Annotated in this window: 12 protein-coding genes; 6 read left to right on the top strand and 6 right to left on the bottom strand. The window is 46.0% G+C overall.

From position 1 onward, the window contains the following. From ABW391_RS12395 to ABW391_RS12375, 5 genes are all read right to left on the bottom strand, one after another. The coding region (locus tag ABW391_RS12395) for a GEVED domain-containing protein (RefSeq protein ID WP_353482189.1) at positions 1-6,008 on the bottom strand (6,008 nt) is incomplete at its 3' end. Positions 6,009-6,072: 64 nt separating this feature from the next. Then, on the bottom strand, positions 6,073-7,950 hold the full coding sequence (locus ABW391_RS12390; protein WP_353482188.1) for a hypothetical protein: 1,878 nt from the start codon (positions 7,948-7,950) through the stop codon (positions 6,073-6,075). A 74-nt stretch (positions 7,951-8,024) separates the two neighbouring features. Beyond that, positions 8,025-9,836, bottom strand: coding sequence for a DUF8740 domain-containing protein (locus ABW391_RS12385; RefSeq protein ID WP_353482187.1), 1,812 nt, complete (start codon positions 9,834-9,836; stop codon positions 8,025-8,027). Between the two features lie 82 nt (positions 9,837-9,918). After that, the gene (locus ABW391_RS12380; protein WP_353482186.1) at positions 9,919-11,730 is read right to left on the bottom strand and encodes a DUF8740 domain-containing protein; all 1,812 of its coding nucleotides are present in this window, start codon (positions 11,728-11,730) and stop codon (positions 9,919-9,921) included. 56 nt (positions 11,731-11,786) lie between these two features. Next, positions 11,787-12,302 (bottom strand): T9SS type A sorting domain-containing protein, encoded by a 516-nt coding sequence (locus tag ABW391_RS12375; RefSeq protein WP_353482185.1) that lies wholly within the window; start codon positions 12,300-12,302, stop codon positions 11,787-11,789. 323 nt (positions 12,303-12,625) lie between these two features. Here ABW391_RS12375 and ABW391_RS12370 point away from each other — a divergent pair, with 323 nt between their 5' ends. The 5 genes from ABW391_RS12370 to ABW391_RS12350 all read left to right on the top strand — a co-directional run bounded on the left by ABW391_RS12370 (position 12,626) and on the right by ABW391_RS12350 (position 16,864). Next, positions 12,626-13,156: an RNA polymerase sigma factor gene (locus ABW391_RS12370; protein ID WP_353482184.1), complete on the top strand. Its 531-nt coding sequence runs from the start codon at positions 12,626-12,628 to the stop codon at positions 13,154-13,156. A gap of 1 nt (position 13,157) precedes the next feature. Continuing rightward, positions 13,158-13,772, top strand: a complete 615-nt coding sequence (locus ABW391_RS12365) for a hypothetical protein (RefSeq protein ID WP_353482183.1) — start codon at positions 13,158-13,160, stop codon at positions 13,770-13,772. A gap of 188 nt (positions 13,773-13,960) precedes the next feature. Beyond that, on the top strand, positions 13,961-14,857 hold the full coding sequence (locus ABW391_RS12360) for a DUF4097 family beta strand repeat-containing protein (RefSeq protein WP_353482182.1): 897 nt from the start codon (positions 13,961-13,963) through the stop codon (positions 14,855-14,857). Between the two features lie 49 nt (positions 14,858-14,906). Then, entirely contained in the window at positions 14,907-15,608 is a 702-nt protein-coding gene (locus ABW391_RS12355) for a 3-keto-disaccharide hydrolase (RefSeq protein ID WP_353482181.1), read from the top strand. Positions 15,609-15,679: 71 nt separating this feature from the next. Beyond that, positions 15,680-16,864, top strand: coding sequence for a nitric oxide synthase oxygenase (locus ABW391_RS12350; protein WP_353482180.1), 1,185 nt, complete (start codon positions 15,680-15,682; stop codon positions 16,862-16,864). Between the two features lie 3 nt (positions 16,865-16,867). Here ABW391_RS12350 and ABW391_RS12345 read toward each other — a convergent pair whose 3' ends face one another. Next, the gene (locus ABW391_RS12345) at positions 16,868-18,424 is read right to left on the bottom strand and encodes an adenylate/guanylate cyclase domain-containing protein (RefSeq protein WP_353482179.1); all 1,557 of its coding nucleotides are present in this window, start codon (positions 18,422-18,424) and stop codon (positions 16,868-16,870) included. Positions 18,425-18,613: 189 nt separating this feature from the next. On the opposite strand from ABW391_RS12345, the gene ABW391_RS12340 reads away from it, so the two are divergent. Then, the gene (locus tag ABW391_RS12340) at positions 18,614-19,189 is read left to right on the top strand and encodes a TerD family protein (protein WP_353482178.1); all 576 of its coding nucleotides are present in this window, start codon (positions 18,614-18,616) and stop codon (positions 19,187-19,189) included. The last annotated feature ends 4 nt before the right edge of the window (positions 19,190-19,193 follow it).

Below are 19,193 nucleotides of genomic sequence, written 5' to 3'. Positions count from 1 at the left end.
TCCGCCCAGTCGTTCAATAAGATATCCGAGCTGAGGTAGTCTTCGATTTCCCCATCCTGCGCCAAACCATAAGGCAGCGGATCAACATCCGTGGTAAAACGAAAACGGAACATCGCTTTATCTCTACCGTACTCGGCATTTTGAGGTAAGGTGAAGGTCAACTGCCGGGTTACCGTACCCGCATTGGCTGCAACAACCGCATTACCACTGGTAAACACTACCGGAACATTCTCAATCGAATTGACCCCATCGTTGTTGAAGTCGGCGTACAAATACAGTTTTGCAGCAGCGCTGCTGTTGTTGGTCGCTGTATACTTGATGGTGACTGTCTGACCAGGCACCATTGGCGAGGTTAAAAAGCGAATGCCATCTTCGTCATCGCTGTTAATGTTGTTTTTATCGTCGCCATCCGCCAAGGCTGATGGAACCGCATCGGTTTCGGTATCCACCGTGTTGCCCAAATACACCAAAGGAACTACCGGAAGCGCGTGACGCGCACCATTGTCTGCGTGCCGAGTCTGGTAGTTGTCGATGCCCAAACCTGCTGTCGCATCTGGTAAATCTCCATAATCAATTGTTCGGATTTCAACAACAAAGTCTTCTACTTCACCATCCGGAGCCGGGCCATAAGCATCAATGATCGCTCCACTGGTCAAACGGATGCGGATTCCGATGGTATCGGATTTAACTACTTTGGGAATCGTAAAGTTGAAATCGATGTTTCCGTTGTAATTTGTGGCAACGGTTTGAGACATTTTCTCTCCCTCATCCTCAAAATCGCCATCGCCGTTCCAGTCCATGAATGCCCAAAGCGTAGCTGGATTATCCGGTGAGTTGTTCACCACCGGAATCCGCAAGCGAATCGGTTCATCCGCAACCAATGGAAAAGGTTGATTCGTTGTGGGATTCAGAAAGTTTAGGGATGACAAGTCTTCATCTGCCTGGTAGCTGTTGTTGTCACCATTGGCCAGGTGCGTGGGTCGGCCGTCATTTTCAGAGTCGGGCGGCGTAGCGCCTATGTAAAGTGTATTGAGGTAATTTTGGCCTGATCCTGAATCTGAGTCAAGATAATGAATCCGGTGGCTTGGGCCGACAATACCACCACTCGCATCAGTAATGTATTTTGGCTCCGGTAAATCCGCCCAGTCGTTCAATAAGATATCCGAGCTGAGGTAGTCTTCGATTTCCCCATTCTGCGCCAAACCATAAGGTAGTGGATCAACATCGGTAGTGAAGCGAAAACGGAACATCGCTTTATCTCCACCGTACTCGGCATTTTGAGGCAGCAAAAAAGTCAACTGGCCGGTTACTTGACCCGCATTGGCCGCAACAACCGCATTCCCACTGGTAAACATTACAGGGGCGTCCTCCATTGAGTTGACCCCATCATTGTTGAAGTCGGCGTACAAATAGAGTTTGGCAGCAGTGCTGCTGTTGTTGGTCGCAGTATATTCGATGGTGACTGGCTGACCTGGCACCATTGGTGAGGTCAGAAAGCGAATGCCATCTTCGTCGTTGTTATTGATGTTGTTTTTGTCGTCACCATCTGCCAAAGCTGATGGAACCGCATCGGTTTCTGTATCCACCGTATTGCCTAAGAACACAAGTAGTGTTGTTGGCACAGCGTGGCGCGCACCGTTGTCTGCGCGGCGCGTCTGGTAGTTGTCAATTCCCAAGCCAGCAGTAGGGTCTGGTAGGTCGCCATAATCCAAACCTAGCACGTCCATCAAAAAATCTTCGACTTCACCATTTGGTGCCGGGCCGTATGCATCCAATCCTGTACCTGTTGACAATCGAACCCTTACCCCAACGGCGTAAGAATTGTCCAATTTAGGCACCGTGAGGTTGAAGGCAAAGGAATTCGTATAGGGAATAGGAGTGGAAGACGCTGATACTTGCGTTGCCGGTAGAACATCCTGGTCGTAACGCTCACTGGTATTGTTGAAGATGCCATCGCCATTCCAATCGATGAAAACCGACAATTTTGCCGGTTGCGGAATGTTGTTGGTAACGGGAACGGTTAGAGTTACCGATTCCCCGGCGATCAATTTGCCGCTAAAACTTGCAGTAGTCAAGTCTTCGTCTGCGGTGCCACTGGCATTGTCGTTCACCTGGCCATCTGCCTCCGCATCTGGAGCGGTAGCCCCGATGTACAAGGCGGGTCTCAACAAGGTAGTATTGACGTCTGGGTTGACGTCAAGCAAATCTACCCGGTGACTTGGTCCCACCAAACCACCTTCTGCATTGGTCGCATACTTTGGTTCGGGTAAATCGCCATAATCATTGAGGTGGTAGGTGATGCACAGTTTTTGATAGGAAGATGGTGCAAAAACAATCCCGTTGAATAAGGTAAGCGGCAAAATGGTATCGGTACCGGACAGGGCTATACCCAGTTCAAATTTTTTATCATTCGCCAATCTCAATTGAACGTCATTTACTGCCTGTGCCCCCAGATCGGTTAAGGCGCCGGTTGCATTCGCGCCAATAACAAAATCATTGTATTTGGGATCAAAAAGGTCGTCAAAAACCTGGTCACTGTACCCAACATAAGGCGAATAATTTGTTGCGCTCACCTGGGTTACATCAAATTTGAGGTCACCTACGGCATAGGAAATATTAACATCTCCAACCGTTTGAAATCCACCAAACAATGATCTAGGACGCAATTCTACTTTGTCGATCGTGGCATTGGTTGGAATACTTGACAAATCAAATTTGACATAGCCCCGCATTTCTATCGTTTCATTCTTGGCGGCTGAATTGTAGATGGATTGCCGGATACGGCCTACCGCAATGGCGCCCGCGTTTTCGGTTATCCAGTTGCTACTGGCAGCATAAGGAAGTTCTACTTTTTGGAAATAACCACCATCAACCCCGGTTATTCCACAATTTTGGGATTGCAGGGTTGCACCACCGATGGCCGTTGGCGACGGCAATCCCACCAAAGCAGTAGAAGCAATCACGTTGGAAGGGCAACCGTTGCTGGCGGTAACGGTTATATTGGTATAGTTGCCAACGCTCAGGTTGTTGAGGGTATACGGAAAACTCGCTAAGGTCAAACCTGAAACTGTTTGAGGGGTTGAAACACTATTCACTACCTTGTTATAAGATAAGGTATAAGCGCCACTCGGGTTACTGGACGAGGTAATTGCAATAATCAGACTCCCATCCGTAGCCGTGGCCGAGGATGGCTGACTTGCTACGCTGGAAGAAATTTGTACGGCTTGACTGACCGTATAGTTTATGGCCAACAAATTCCCGTTGCACAGCGTGTTGTTGTTTCGCTTGCGCACGTAAAGCGTACCGCTGCTGGTGGGTAGATTTGTGAGCGTGAAAGTGCTGCCCGTGGTAATGTCTGGACTGGCCAATATTGTTCCCCCCGCATCGGTATACCAGCGGTAAACTTCATTAGCGGCCAGCGTTGAAGTAAGCGAAATCGATAAGTTCTGACCAGAACAAATCGGAGATAATGTATTGGCAGTTACAGCAGTGGGCTGGACGCCATCACTAATCACGATACTCGCTGCCGTGTTGGTGCAGCCATCGGTTTGGCCTGTCCTTTTCACCAGGCTTTTCATGTAAATATTGGTATACGTACCAGGCCCAAGGAGAAAAATTGTATCTGTACCCTGGGCGGTAATGGTAACCGTATCACCTGATTTTGGAATGCCTTGAGATGGCCCAGTATAGAACAATTGATATTGGGCATTGGGTGCAAGGCCACTCAGGATAATTCTGCCGCTGACGCCACCACATTGGGTAGGGGCAACAGAAGTTACGGAGCTGAAATCTGGTGGAATATCCGCAATGTGTGCTTGGTTGCTCGTCAAGAAACAGCCATTCTTTTCTACTTTTACTTGAAAGCTACTCCCGGAATCGGAAGAAACAACGCTTTGTGCATAGCTCGATGTGCTTACTCCAAGATCGGATAGCGTAAAGGTATTGGTGACAAAACCGCCACCTACAATAACCAGGTACAAGCTGTTGACTGTACTACTGGTGGCTTCGGCTACAATACCATTGATGTTTGTAAACGTTTGGCTTATTGAAATGATGGAAAAGCCATCACCCCCTAAATTCCCTACAGAAAGGCCATTATTGGTACAGAGATAAATGAGGTTATTGGCAACTGCGATGGCATTGACCATATCTCCCGCCAAGCCGTTATTGATTGCGTTGTAATTGGTCCAACTTCCGCCACCATTGGTAGACACACTCAAACCGCTGTCGGTACCCACATAAATGATTCCGTCTTTGACAAAGACGGAGGTGGCATTGGCACTGGGCAATAAACCGGTACCGGATCCAATAGATACCGGAAAAGTAGCGCCGTCATCGTAGGAGATTTTTAAACCAGCACCAGTGGATAGATATACGGTTGAACCGGATACAAAAATACCCGAAACGGTTATTGTATCCGAAACGGATTGACCGATTGACACAGCAGCAAATGAAGTTCCACTATTGGTGCTGCGCGACAAGCCGCTGGTTGTACCTGCATAAATAATGGTTCCGTCGGCATTGGTGGCCACCGCACTCACGTTTTGTAAGGGGAGACCATTATTATCAGAAGTGAAATTCGTATTAAAATTGGCGCCACTGTCACTTGAATAATAAATACCATTGGCAGTAGCCGCGTATACTTTCGCCCCATTGACAAAAATCTTATTGATGAATGTGTCTATAACTTGGCTATTTTTGGAAAAAGTTGAACCCCCGTCCGAAGAAACATACACCCCTCTTGCAGTACCTATGTATACATTTGATCCATTTTTAGCGAGGCTAGTTGTAGAAGTTGAGCCTACATTGATGTTTGAAAAAGGAGGAGCACTTACTTTTTGCCAGGCATAACTGGTAAATCCGGCATCAGTGCTTAAATTTAAAGTACCACCCGCACAAACATAGCTGCTAATCGGATCGGTGAAATCCCGAACCTTGGTGATGGTATATGGGCCGTATTCTATACAGCCTACGGTGGCCGTATTGCTGGAAACAATCCTTATGCGGTACCCACTGCCGCCCGTTACCACATAGGGGATGATGGCATAGATGGTTCCGGAAGTAGCCGTACTCCCCAAAGAGCCAAGCACAGTAGGTGAGGCAAAACTACCGGAAGCGTCGCTCAATTGTACCGAAGTAATGTTTCCAGGATTCAATTCTTCGTTGCTGGCAAAAGTATACCCCAGGGACATGACTTCTCCGGGGCAAAACGTTGAGCCAACACTTTTTAAGTTGCTCAATTTAGCATTGCCAATTTTAAATGCCGTTGTATTGGCCGTCCAGGTAGTGTTGGTATTGGGATTGCTGGAAACCACGCGCACTTTATACGCGCTGCCATAGGGCACATTTGGGATGTTTCCAGTGATGGTAGAGCCTGTTGTTCCTGTTTTAGTCGCAACGGTAGTAGGAGAAGCAAAGCTTCCCGTTTTATCGCTCAACTGAAGGGTAAAGGTATTTCCATTGGATAAGGCGCAGCTCGTAGTAAAATCAACCGATATGGGGTCTCCCACACAATAAATACTAGCGGAAGGGTTATTGGCAGTGATCGTTAAAGCGGTGATGGTAAGGTTAGTGCCATTGTCGTCTGAATCGCCAAGAATGGGCGCACTGGTGGAGACAACCCTGATTCGATAATTATTGGCGCTGGATAAATTACCAGGAATAGTAACAGATATCGAGCCATTACTTTGTGTGCCACTTACAGATTTTGAACCAATTTCCACAGAGGTCACAAAGTTATCTCTGGAAACATAGGCCTTGAAAGTGTTAGACCCAAAGTCACCTGAAGCCGTATAATTGACATTGAAAGATGCCTCTAGGCAATAGGTGCCACTGAAATCATCAGTCGACAATGACTGTGCTTGTAACCCATACGCCATAAATACCCAAGCAAAGATCCCGGTTATTTTAAGGATGGTAGTCGCGATTTGTTTTGTTCGCTGACTTACAGCTTGGATTTGCTGAGCAAATCCAAGCACAACTAGATTTTGTTGGGTCTTTATTCTCATGATATTGGCGCTCTTGTTGTTTGGGTATTCTAGTAACTCGAATGATTATCGAAACTCCAGCTGATCAGTGTTTGGTTTTTAAATTTTCGTCAATCAATTTCCACTGGGCTTTTAAAGCTGGATCGCGGCGCATTTTTTTCAGGACATTGACGGGGTCATTGAACAATGCTTGTTTCTCGGGATACAGCGAAAGGTCAAGGCCCTGTTTTTGCAGTTGCGCTGAAAGCTTGCGGTAAAATTCCTTGAGAAAATCGGCTTGCGAATCTACGTAAGCGTCAAATTCGGCATTCGCAGCTGATTCTTGTAGCTGTCCTGTAGGCGCTGGGGAAGCAGTAGGCGGAGCTGGGGCATAAGCGTTCAAGCTATCCGGGCGCAAGGGGCCCTTGCCCTGCAAAAAAGCGATGATGTTGTCCATTTTTCGGGAAGCCTCTTCTACTTTCGGCGCCAAATCGTTTTTGTTGAGGCCAATGCCAGTTTTTACCAGATTGACGGAGGATTTGTTTTTGCCGCTTTCCCAGGCTACCCCGACCACTTTGGAATAGTCCTTTATCTGCATCTTGGAGGGATGCACTGCGATGCCCAATCCATCATTGTTTCCCGATGCCACAATATAATCTCCAACCGCCACGGTGCCCAATACCCGCACGGGAACCTGACCCAAAAAGGCTATTTTTTCAAAGTATTTTTCTTGATGGAGTTGGGGAGCATTTCCCAGTACAATGGGCCGACGCGATACCACCATGACCTGATCGGCATCCTGGGTATTGAGTGAAACCAGGCCACCTTTGATGCCGACAATTTCGCCATATTGGTGAACGCGTTCGTTGGGCTGTCGGCGTAGCCATTCTGCGTAGTCACCAGATCCAGAACTGTATTCTACCCCAATTTCATCGGTTGTATTCGTAGTATAACTGTCCCAATCAATGCCTAGTGATGCAGCATTTACACCAAGTGCAACTGCTTTGAGGGTCGTGGATACCGCGGCTGCGAAAAAACCAGGGGCAGCCCAAGAAATAAAAATACTTGCTACCGCAGCACCTCCCGCAGTATATAAACCAGCTGCTTCTGCCCCGGTAGCAACTGCCTGTGCAGTTAACGCAATAGTCTCTAATGAATAAAGCGAAATCTGGAGCTGGTACTCCCAATTGGAGGTTAATTCATCCATCGTTTGCCCCTGGATGGCGCCCCATGAAAAACCATCATCATCTCCAAAGTTCACAAAGTTGGTGGAGTTGCTGCGGGAATCATTGACTTTGATGTAGATGCCTTGGGTACTTGACTGCCCGGAGGTGCCGCTTACTTTTAATGGGTAGTTTGCAGGGTTGTTGTCAGCCCCATTTGCTGCGCTAAAAATATTGACTTGACCGGTTTTAGTGATCGTGGTGATTTTCTTGTTGTTTAACTTGAATACCAAGCCTTGGTTATCGGTGGTTCCGAGGAAATTGGTAGGTGGAATCGCGGTGTCATTTCCTTTGGTATTCCAATTTGGGGAGGCCGTTTTTTCTAAATCGGTTTTACGTGTTACCAATTGATCGGCAGTTTCCGCATGAAACGCATAGGGCACTGCCCTCAAGGGCATACTCTGCTGGATATTCAATTGCTTTTTGTCGAGGGAATTGATGTCTACATCCAGCCAAATTTGTTGGTTTGCCCAAGGAATCGCACTTATTTCACCAGCACGCTGGGTTCCATTGCCTACCACAACATGAAATACACCCAACTCATTGGTGGTAGTAAGATGCGTTTCGGAATAGTAAGTTAATGGTTCAGGGTTTTTACTAGACAAGGTAATTTTAACGTTGAGAGAGAGATTGGCCATGGCTTTACCTGATCCATCATACGCTACCCCTTGGAAATTCATTCCACGGTTTTGCTCGGATTGGGTTTGGCTGAAAGCGGTCAAATAGCCACTCAATACCAAAAAAAAGATCAATTTCTTCATAACAGTTTATTTTACAGCTGCGATTCAAAGGATATAGGGTATTTGAAGAATCCAGTGAATCCGATGCATGGGATTTATTTTTTGTTTAAAATTTTTTGATCCATCAATGCCCATTGGGTGACCAGTCCGGGGTCGCGGCGAATCTTTTTGATCATTGCCAAGGGATCAGCAAAAAAAGCAGCCATTTCGGGATGCGCATTCATATTGAGCCCTTCCTGCTGTTGCAAACCAGTGTTCACTTTGGCGAAAATTTCATTTACCAGGCCAGCATGTTGATCCAGGAATTGGTCGAAGGCCTCGTCCGACAGTTGTTTTTGTGCAGTGGTAAAATCAGTGGCAGTGGACAAGGAATTGGCCAGGGCAGGGTCAAGCGCTTGAGGTGATGCTCCGCTTTTCAAAAAACCTTTAACCGTTTTGACTTTTTGCTCCAAAAGTTCAATCTGCTGGCTGAGCTCATTCGAGCCAATCCCGATGGCCACATTGATACAATTGGTAGTGGTGCTTTTTCCCGCTTCCCAGGCTACGCCTACGATTCGAATGTAATCCCCGATTTTCATTTTATTTGGCGCAACCGCGATGCCATAGCCGTCGTTGTTGCCGGAAGGAATGATGTAGTCGCCCTGCTCTACTGGGCCTACAACGTTTACCTTGACCTGACCCATAAAAGCCACTTTTTCACTTTTGGGCATCAGACCTGGTTTCGGCAGGTTGCCCACTACACCCGGTTTCCAGGAAATCACCCGGTAGTGATCCGCATCATTGGTGTTTAAGGAAATTTTTCCGCCTTTCACGCCTACGATTTGCCCAGGATGCAGCTTTGGCTCACCAACCTTTCGCTCCAGCCATTCTGCATAATCGGCGCCGCCAGTGGCATAGGCAACGCCAAGTTCCTCACTTTTTTTTGACACATAAGTGATTGATCCAGAGAGTACATTTACTGCTTTTGCAACAAAACCCGCAACTTTCAGGAAGGTTCCAACAGCGCCACCAGCATCCAGCCCAGATGCAGCTTCAGCACTTCCTACTGCAATTTCTATACCGATTTCTATTGCCAAGGAGACGCCTTCCAAAATGAATTTGTTGATTTCCAATTTATATTCCCAATCTGCCTTCAACTCGGCGTCAGTTTCCCCTTCTACCGCTCCCCACACTTGAGTGTTGTCGGCAAAAGTCATAAAATTGTTGGCGTTACTGCGCGATCCGGATACCTGGATGTAAATTCCTTGATCACTGCCCTGGACGGTCAGGGGATAGCTAGTGGAACTGGATTCATCCCCATTCAGGTTACTATTGATGCGCATTTGGCCTTTTTTGGAAAAAATGACCCGGGTGGTATTGCTGGTTTTGAGGTATAAATCTTGGTTGTCTGTGTTCCCCAAAAATTGAAAATTGGGTACGATACCAGTATTTCCAGCAATTGTCCATTCTTGCGAATCGTTGAATTTCTCAGTTGATCCATCCGTTGGAGGAGACAGTGCCGAGGCGCTGGCGGCATGTAAGGCATAGGGTACGGCCATAAATCGGTTGTTGCTGACCACAGTGTAGGCATTTTGGTCCTTTTCCGAGAGCTCTACTTTGAGCCATAGCTCTTGATTGGCCCAGGGAACATCCGCTAATGCCCCATTTTTGGGTTTTCCTTGGCCAATGTTGACCACAAATAGCCCTTGTTCATTGGTCATTGTCTCGTGGTGCTCAATAAAATGTACATTTTGAGCGCTGTTGTCACTGGCAATGGTAATGGTGATCGATACGGGCAAGTTGAGCATCGGTTGATTCACTGCATTGCGCGCCACCGCCTGGTAGCGGATACCTTGGGCGATGTCCTGAGCCTGCATATGCGTTAAGCCTGCAAATACCAGCAATATGGAGAGTAAGTATCTTTTCATGGTTGATGATTTGAAAGTCATGCAGCGTGGAAATAAGCAAAAAAGGGCTGAGCATTTTCAGAACAGATCCCCCAAAGCCAGGCTATTTGGTTTTTTGAATGTTTTTCAAATTGGCATCCGACAAGGCCCATTGGGTCAGGTACATAGGGTCTCTGCGCAGGGCTTTGATTATGGGCAAAGGATTGTCCAGAAATTCAGCTACTTGTGGAAAGGCCGCAAAATCATAGCCTTTTTTTTGCATTTGAACTTTCGCCTCGGCATACATTGTGTTGAACAGTTCGGCATTTTGGTCAAGCAATCGATCAAATTCTTCATCGCTGAACTGTTTCTGGAACTGGGTACTGGGTTTGTCACCTCGTAGTGGAGTGGAAGGAATTTGGTCATCTTCCAACAAAGGCGCTTTCCCTTCCAGGTAAGCCATGATGTTGTCGATGCTGTTGTTGAGTGCATCCAATTTTGCACTCAAATCATTGGTGTTGATTCCTACTGCTACTTTGACCAGGTTGATGGGGTGATCAGCAGCAGCCTCCCAGGCAACGCCCAGCACATGGGCAAAATCACCTGTTTTCATATCCTGGGGATGGATGGCCACTCCGCATCCGTCATTGTTGCCAGAGGCAACAATGAAGTCGCCAATCGCTACGGGTCCAGCTACCTTAACCGGTACTTGCCCCATAAAGGCTACTTTTTCAAAACTTGCTTTTTGATTTTCTTGTGGGGCGTTGCCGATGACCGCCGGATTTTTGGAGATTACCAAAATCTTATCCGCCTTGGTCGTATTCAAGGAAATCAAGCCCCCCTTAACCCCAACAATTTCGCCATAATTGAGATCCTGTTCGCCAGGAGCCCTTTTTAACCATTCTGCATAATCGCCATTCCCCGATTGAAAGGTTACCCCAATTTCATCTCGCTGTTTAGTACTCCAGGTAATCGATTCTGCGAGGTAAGATGCAGTTGCAACCCCCAACGCGACCGCTTCTGCAACACAAGCAACCCCAGCTCCGACCCCAAAAAGGGATACGCCATGTCCAAAGCCCTCTGTAACTACCCCAATAATTTCAGTGGCTAATGCAACTCCTTCAAATACAAAGACGGATACTTGCAAATTATAGTCCCATTGGTTTCCTTTTTCACTCCATTGTTCTCCTTCAATTCGCCCCACAATGCCTGAGTCATCGGCAAAAGTCACGAAGTTATTGTCGTTATCACGGGAGCCGTTCACCTTGATATTGATTCCTTGTTTACTTCCTTCGATGGTTAAGGGGTAGCTGGCCATATCGCTGGCATCGCCACTCACTCTACCCGTTACAACGACCTGACCATCTTTGAAAGTAACCAATGGCTGATTGTTGGTTCTGATGGCATAGGGTTTGTTGTCGATGGTTCCTACAAAATGTACAGTATCTCTGGTATTTGAATTGCCAGAAGTGAGCCAAAAGATGGATTGCCCCCCATCTTTTTCAATGGCTTGCTCTTCGCTCAATTTGGAGGCCGTAGCCGCATGTAAAGCATAAGGTACAGACAAGAGCTGGGTGCGGCTGTTTATTTTGAAATTGTCTTTTGTACCTAACAATTCTAGATCCAACCAGATTTGTTCCTCACTCCAGGGAATTTTGGAGAATACCCCCTGGGGGTTTTGCCCTTTCCCAATCACCAAACTAACTTGACCCAGGAAATCGGTGGTGACCTGATGTACTTCGGTATAATAAGCCTCCAGATTTTGATTTTCAGAGACAAGTGCAACTTTGATGTTTACTGCTGTATTGGCAAATACTTTGCCTGAGGCATCACGGACAACAGCTTGGTAGTTTAGTCCACTCGTTCCAGATTGAGCGTAAAGGGGGAGGAAACCCGTGATGAAGCAAACAACAATTGAAAGTAAGAGTCTTCTCATAGCAATGGCTTAATTCAATGAAAAACTATTTTTGAAGAATGAAAGCAGGCTCCTGCTCATAGTTTTATCACCTTGAGGGTTTGAATGAACAGTTTACCTGGTTGGCGTATCGACAAGAAGTAGGTCCCGACTGGATATGCACTCATACCCATTTCTGCTTTGCCACTTATTTCAATATCTTTCACCAGGACTCGACCTTGGGCATCCACTAGGCTCGCGAAGAAAATGGGGTGATCAATGGAGATGGCGGAGATGTTCAAGATTTCACGGACTGGATTGGGTGCAATCTTGACCAATTGTTGCTCCTGACCAGTTATCGGGATCACCTGAAGATTGCCCTGATGAAAGCCCGCTGTCAATACCGCGGTGCCCGCTTTTGATCGAGAATCACCAATAAAGCCCTCCCCCAAGGACCAGCTAAGCCGCATCTCGGGAGTTGAGATCGTACTCCCGGCACTACTCAGTAGCTGTGGAGAAATTGATTGCGCATTGGAAGATAAATGTCCTGATACGGCCAGTACAAGCAACAGGAATTGCCGAAGGCTGCAACAGTATTTGTTGGCATCAATCATAAACTAAAATTTAGACCTTAATGAGTAATTCTCTTTTAGATGGGTCAATAATAGTTCTAAAGATTGATTCTGCATGATTTTGCCAATAGACATTTAATAGACAAGCCACTGAAAGCACACGACACTACATAAAGCATGTATTTTTATTTTCACTAAATGAGAACAATGTTGCATTTGTCGGTAGGGCAAGAAAACCCTCCGAAAACCAAACGCGCATTTTCCTTTAAAATCTTCTTTTTTTTTCGCAAACTTTCAACCGTCAAATACAACCATCATTGACGCAGCGGACTCTTTAACCACAAATCAAAACGGATACCGAGCCGATGCCCTACTCTATCAGCATGACGGAAGCCGACCTTATCAAAGGATGCCTGGAACAGGATCGACTGGCCCAGAAAGCCCTGTACGAGCGCTATAAAAACGCGATGTATACGGTGGCTTATCGGGTTACTGGCGACTTCGAACTCGCCGAAGATGTCCTCCAGGATGCCTTTATCAAGATCTTTCGGCACTTGAGTGGATTCAGACAAGAATCGACGCTCGGCGCATGGATCAAGACCATCGTTGTCCGCACTGCCCTCAGCAAGATCAAGAAAGAGCATTACACCGCTTCTCTGGATCAAGTTCCGCCCGATACCAGCACGAGTTGGAGCCATCGGTTGGATGTTGAATACCTCGAAAAGGCAATTTTAGGATTGCCTACTGGATACCGTACCGTATTTGTGCTGATCGAAGTGGAAGGGTACAGTCACCAGGAAGTGGCCAATTTATTGGGAATTACGGTGGGGACCTCGAAATCGCAATTGTTTTATGCCAAAAAGCGCCTGCGGGAAACCCTGGGCAAACCTGAATAAAATGATGGAAGAGTTGAATTACGATAAGCTCAAGGATGCATTGCGGCAAATGCCTCAATACCGTGCGCCCGATTTCATTTGGGACAACATCGAAGGCCACCTTGAACAGGAAGGCAACCTCCATCAAGCCATTGCAAGTCTACCCAAATACACTGCGCCAGACCGCGTCTGGAATAGCATCGAGCAACGTTTGGAACAAGAAGGCATTTTGAGACGACTCCCTACCTGGGGTTGGAGTGCCGCCGCTGGTGCCGCCATCGTGATTACAGCAGCCTTGGGAATTTACCAGTGGAACCAAACCCGTAGCACAGTTAGCTACGCTTATGCTGTCGAAAAAAATGTCCCCAACCTTTCGCCGCGCGATTGGGATGCGGATGAGACGGATGTGCAAGAGGTACAATATCTCTATGCCCACTTCTGCAAATACCAATCTCAAAACGACCTGAATTGCGGTTTGGATCAGGAGCTGAAAGAATTAAATGACGCGAAGGCCGAGCTCAAAAAAGCGATGGCCCAATATGGGGAAGATCCTGAACTCATTCGCCAACTGGGGGATCTGGAAATTGACCGCGCTCGTGTAGTCAAAGCCATGGTGGAAAAGATCCAAACCTCCTAGAACTGCTAAGGGGCGATAAAAAAATAAGTGATCATTTTTGCCAGAGGATTAGATAAGTAAACGTTTCATTTCAAGTGTCTTATCTAATCCTCTGGCTCAGGAAAAATTATCACTTATTTTTGCCCCACTACTAATATTTTGACAACCTGAAAACAATTGCAATTTTGGTGCATAAAATTGATAAGCCAATGAAATTCCGCATCTTCCTTAGCATTTGCTTATGGACAATCTTGCAAATGGCTACTGCTCAAAACAACACGATGCAAGTGGTAACCAAACGCATCGAAAAGGAATTCAGTTATCGCGATGGCTACGAAGTAAACGTAGATGGCCAACGGGCTGAAGTTCGCATCGAAACCTGGGGCAAACCCAGCATCAAAATCCAGATTGACCTGGTTGCCAAAAACACCAACAAGGAACAGGCCGAAAAAGACCTGGAGAAAATGAGCTACAAAGTACAAAAGGAAAAGAACAAGATCTACCTTGGCAATTACATCAATGTATCCGAAGGGGCTCCCGAACTGCAATCTCAACTCAAAGCGGTATACGTGATCATGCTCCCCGAGGCTTGCCCCATTTACATCAAAAACAATTATGGTTTTACGGATGTCAAAAACCTGATGAGCAACCTGCGCCTGAATTCACGGTTCAGCCGCATCGACCTCGATAATGTGAAAGGAAACATCGACATCAACACCACTTTTGGAGACCTGATTGCCAATAAACTGGACGGCAACATAAAAGTGGCCTCCCGGCGCTCTGATTTGACCTTGAAGCAAATGAAAGGCAAGTACAACATCGAGGCGCAATATGGCATCCTCAATTTTTTTGCCACCGATCAGTTGCTGGATTTCAATTTGAATGCCGATAAATCTACCGTGTTTTTTCACAATGCAAATTCAAATGCGCTTGCCTACAACCTCAGTGTCAAAAATGGCAAAGTGGATTATCCAAATGAGTTGAAGTTCAAACTGCTGGACATGAAGGATACCGGAATCAAAAAAGTAACCTTCCGGCCCAACAAAGAATATTCTCCGGTAATCAGCATCAGTATTACCTTCGGAGATTTGTACATTGGCAAGTAAAATGGTACTTTTCCAGCAAAAGTATTCACCTTTACTATCGTCAATACGTATGAAAAATATCCTCCTTTTTCTTTGTCTGGCACTCAGTGTGCTGGGATGCAAGTCCAGTGTTGCCCCAAAGGCAGGCGCAAAAAGCCTTTTTAATGGCAAAGACCTGAATGGTTGGCATGTAGATGTGCCAGAACTGGACAAGAATCCTCAGGGCATCAATCCTTTCTTGGTTCGCAACGGACTCTTGGTCAGTTTGGGTACCCCCAATGGCCACCTCATTACCGACGCCATTTATCAAAATTACCGCCTGGAAGTGGAATACCGTTTTGCGGGCAAGCCTGGCAATTGTGGTGCGTTGGTGCACGCTTCTACTCCACGTGCCCTCTACAGCATGTTTCCAAAGTCCATCGAAGTACAAATGATGCACGAAAACGCAGGTGATTTCTGGTGCATCGTAGAAGACATCTCGGTACCAGAAATGGAAAAAAGACGCGGTCCAAAAGAAAAATGGGGCATCACCGAAGGCAAAGAACGCCGCATCGTGAACTTAACAGACGGCACTGAAAAGCCTTTGGGCGAGTGGAACAGAATGGTGATCGAATGCCTGAATGCAGAAGTAAAAGTGACCTTGAATGAGGTATTGGTCAATCATGGTTTTGGTGCCACCGCTACCAAAGGGCAAATTGCCTTGCAAGCAGAAGGTTCTGAAGTAGAATTCCGCAAGGTGATGCTTACGCCGATTAAGAAATTGAGCAACTGATAATACGCTTTTCATCTTGAACCTTTGTTCCCTTATCTTGTTGGAAAAAGTCGGTAAAAACAGGAACACTGATGAATAGCGATCAATCTGAATACTTAAAAATACTGCGAGAAAAAGCGGAAAAATTTTACTTAGATTACTATCTGGAGCAGGATTTGGGCAGCCCAAGGCAGCGCCTTTCTCAAATATTCGATGAAATAGAAGCTACCGGTACTTATGAACAAAGCTTCAAAGAACTGGAACATGGCGCCAAAGTTGCCTGGCGCAACAGCAATCGCTGCATTGGAAGGTTGTTTTGGAAAACCTTGAAGGTTAGAGATCAACGCCATTTGCAAGATGAAGCGCAGATATTTGAATCCATTGTTGAGCACCTGGATTTTGCCACCAATCAGGGCAAGATCAGATCGACCATCAGCATCTATAAAGCAGAAGATCCTCTGCGGGAACAATCTATTCGAATCTGGAACTCCAAATTGATCCATTATGCCGGTTACGAGCAGGATGGGAAATGCATCGGAGATCCGCAAGAGATAGATTTTACCAAGATTTGCCAGGAATTGGGTTGGCGTGGAGCTGGGGCGGCATTCGACGTATTGCCATTGGTGATTCAAATCAATGACCAGCAACCCAAATGGTTTGAGCTGCCCAAAGCCTCGGTGCTTGAGGTAAAGATTACCCATCCCGAGTTGGACTGGTTCGAAGCATTGAAGCTGAAATGGTATGCAGTGCCCATCATCACGGATATGGCTCTGGAAATTGGCGGCTTGCATTACCTCTGCGCTCCGTTCAATGGTTGGTACATGGTCAACGAAATTGCTTCGCGAAATTTCGGTGATGTGCAGCGGTACAATCTTTTGCCCATCATCGCGGAGCGTATGCAACTCGACACCCGCTCAACCAAGAATTTGTGGAAAGACCGTGCCATGCTGGAGCTCAATCTGGCGGTGTTGCATTCTTTTCAGCTACAAGGTGTTTCGATGGTAGACCACCATACTGCGGCTGATCAATTCATGTCTTTTGTGGCAATTGAGCAAAAGGCAGGTCGGGAAGTACAAGCAGATTGGGCCTGGATTGTGCCTCCAATGTCGGCTTCAAGCACCGAAGTATTTCACCAGCAATGGTCAAATCAAATACTTACACCCAATTATTTTTACAATACTCCGGCATGGAAAAAAGGGCAAACCGAGGTTCCAATCACGGCTTGCCCTTTTCATATTGGAATGGAGCGAAAAAAACGCAGTTTAGTTCCTGGCTAAATCTTAGTTTTCTACCCAGTACATGTCTACTTCGCCTTTGTTTTTGACGCTGATTTTACCCCGGTACTCACACTTGAATTGATCCTTGATGAGATGGTAAGTCGAAGAAGAAATGTTGACTTTTCCGGCATCGCTACTCGACTCCATGCGTGCGGCCACGTTTACGGTGTCGCCCCAAATGTCGTAGGCAAATTTCTTTTCCCCCACTACCCCGGCAATAATCGGGCCGGTATGGATACCAATTCGCGCTTCAAAGAAAAGTCTTCCTTCTGCCAATCGCTGCTTTTTGTGTTCTTGCAGGAAGTTTTGCATTTCCATTGCCGCCTTGATGACATTAATGGGAGGCGCCTGGTAGGGATCGGGCAATCCACCTGCACACATGTAGGCATCGCCAATGGTCTTGATTTTTTCCAGATTGTATTTTCCAACAATTTTATCAAAGCCTTTGAAGCAATAGTCCAATTCTGAAACCAATTCTTCCGGGGTAAGGGTTTCTGAAATCAAGGTAAAGTTCTTGAAATCGGCAAATAAGACCGATACGCTGTCGTAGCGACGGGTTGGTGCCTGACCATATTTTTTAAGCTCTTCCGCAATGGATGAAGGCAAAATATTGAGCAACAGATTTTCTGAACGCTGTCTTTCTTCCTGAATGATTTTGTTTTTTTCCTCCAATACCGCGTGGTTGCGCTTGATGTTGATAAAACGATTGTAGATCCCTACCGTAATGAGCAAAATGAGTCCTGCAAACAACAAAACCATGTTGCGTTCACTTTGTTTGAGCTTAATTTGTGCCTCTTTTTGATTAAGTGCAGCCAGATTGGAGGAAATCACCAGGGAATCTTTAAACTTCAAATAAGACAAAGAGTCTACCAATTTCTTTTGTTGTATCAATACCAAAGCCGCCTTGGCTTGCTTCTCGTTCATCTCCTTGATCGCGGCTTGTTGAGAGCTGATGATGTCTACAAACTTCTGCAACGAACGTTCACTTTGAGACTTCGTCTGGTGGCTACTAGACAATTCAGAAGAAAGGGTTGCCACTTGCTCGTACAGCTTGGCATTTTCTTCTTTAAGGGCACCTTTATTTTCCAATACAATCGTGGGGCTTTTGGAACTTGGCAACGGGGCAGTAACCCCATTGAGCGCATTCAATTGGTCGGTGTATTCTCTAATGTCTCGGTCTTTGCCCCGATCACGGGCAATGAGGGTAAGGTATTCCAGGTTATCCCGTTGCAAGTCAACCATTCTTTTGCCTTTGGCCAATTGCAAGCTTTTTTCAAAATTGACGATTGCTTTATTTCGCTGTTTGGCACCCATGCTGTAAAGTGCTTTGGCGTAAACATTTAATGCGGTAGCATCGTAGGAAAAATCGTGAAAATCTCTGGCTGATGCTGCTGCGGCTTCCGCAATTTCAGCTGCTTGAGCATAATTCCCTTGAGCAATAAGTTGTTGAGCCTGAGCAATAGACTGGTTGAATTGGGCTTTTTTGTCCCCAAGGTCATCCTGAGCGACGACCGATACGGCGAACAGAAAAAGAGAGAAAATAAGCAGTGTAGATCTCATGGAACGTATGTTAAAAAATTACCTCCAAAGATAATAAATTAATAATATTTTACAACCCCATAAAAGGGGGGCATTTTATACTCCACATTAATTTTAGATTATTTTTTATTTGTTTACCATTTTTTTTTCGTCCTCTTTTATAATTTTACGATGTTGAAACTAAATAATTAGCACTTTAAAGTTCACTGTATGGCAATTAATTTACAGAAAGGCCAAAAAATAGATATTGGATTGACCAAATTAAGCGTCGGCCTAGGGTGGAATCCTAATGAAGGAACAGGATCTGATTTTGATTTGGATGCCTCCGCATTCATGATTGACCACAATCGCGGTATTCCCGAAGATGCTTATTTTGTTTTTTATGGCAACACTGATTCTCCAGATCAGGCATTGCACCACACCGGTGACGATCCAACCGGAGGAAACAGTGCCGATGGCGACGATGAAACCATTCAGGTGGACCTAAGCAAAATTAATCCACATATTCAGGAGATTTTATTTGTAGTTACCATCCATGAAGCGATTCAAAGGAAGCAAAACTTTGGGCAAGTCAGAAACTCGTACATCCGCATTGTTGATGACAATTCAGGGAATGAAGTTGCCAAGTATGAATTGGGTGAAGATTTTTCGATTGAAACTGCAGTTGAATTCGGCAGGTTGTACCTGCGGGATGGCAAATGGAAATTTGAGGCTTCAGGCATTGGTTACAAAGAAGATTTGGCCTTCTTTCTGGCAAAGTACTACAAAGGCCAAATCATCAAATAGACTT

The sequence above is a fragment of the Haliscomenobacter sp. genome, from assembly GCF_040403615.1.
In the GTDB taxonomy this organism is placed as follows: domain Bacteria; phylum Bacteroidota; class Bacteroidia; order Chitinophagales; family Saprospiraceae; genus Haliscomenobacter.
This window is presented reverse-complemented; position numbering and strand designations above follow the sequence as displayed.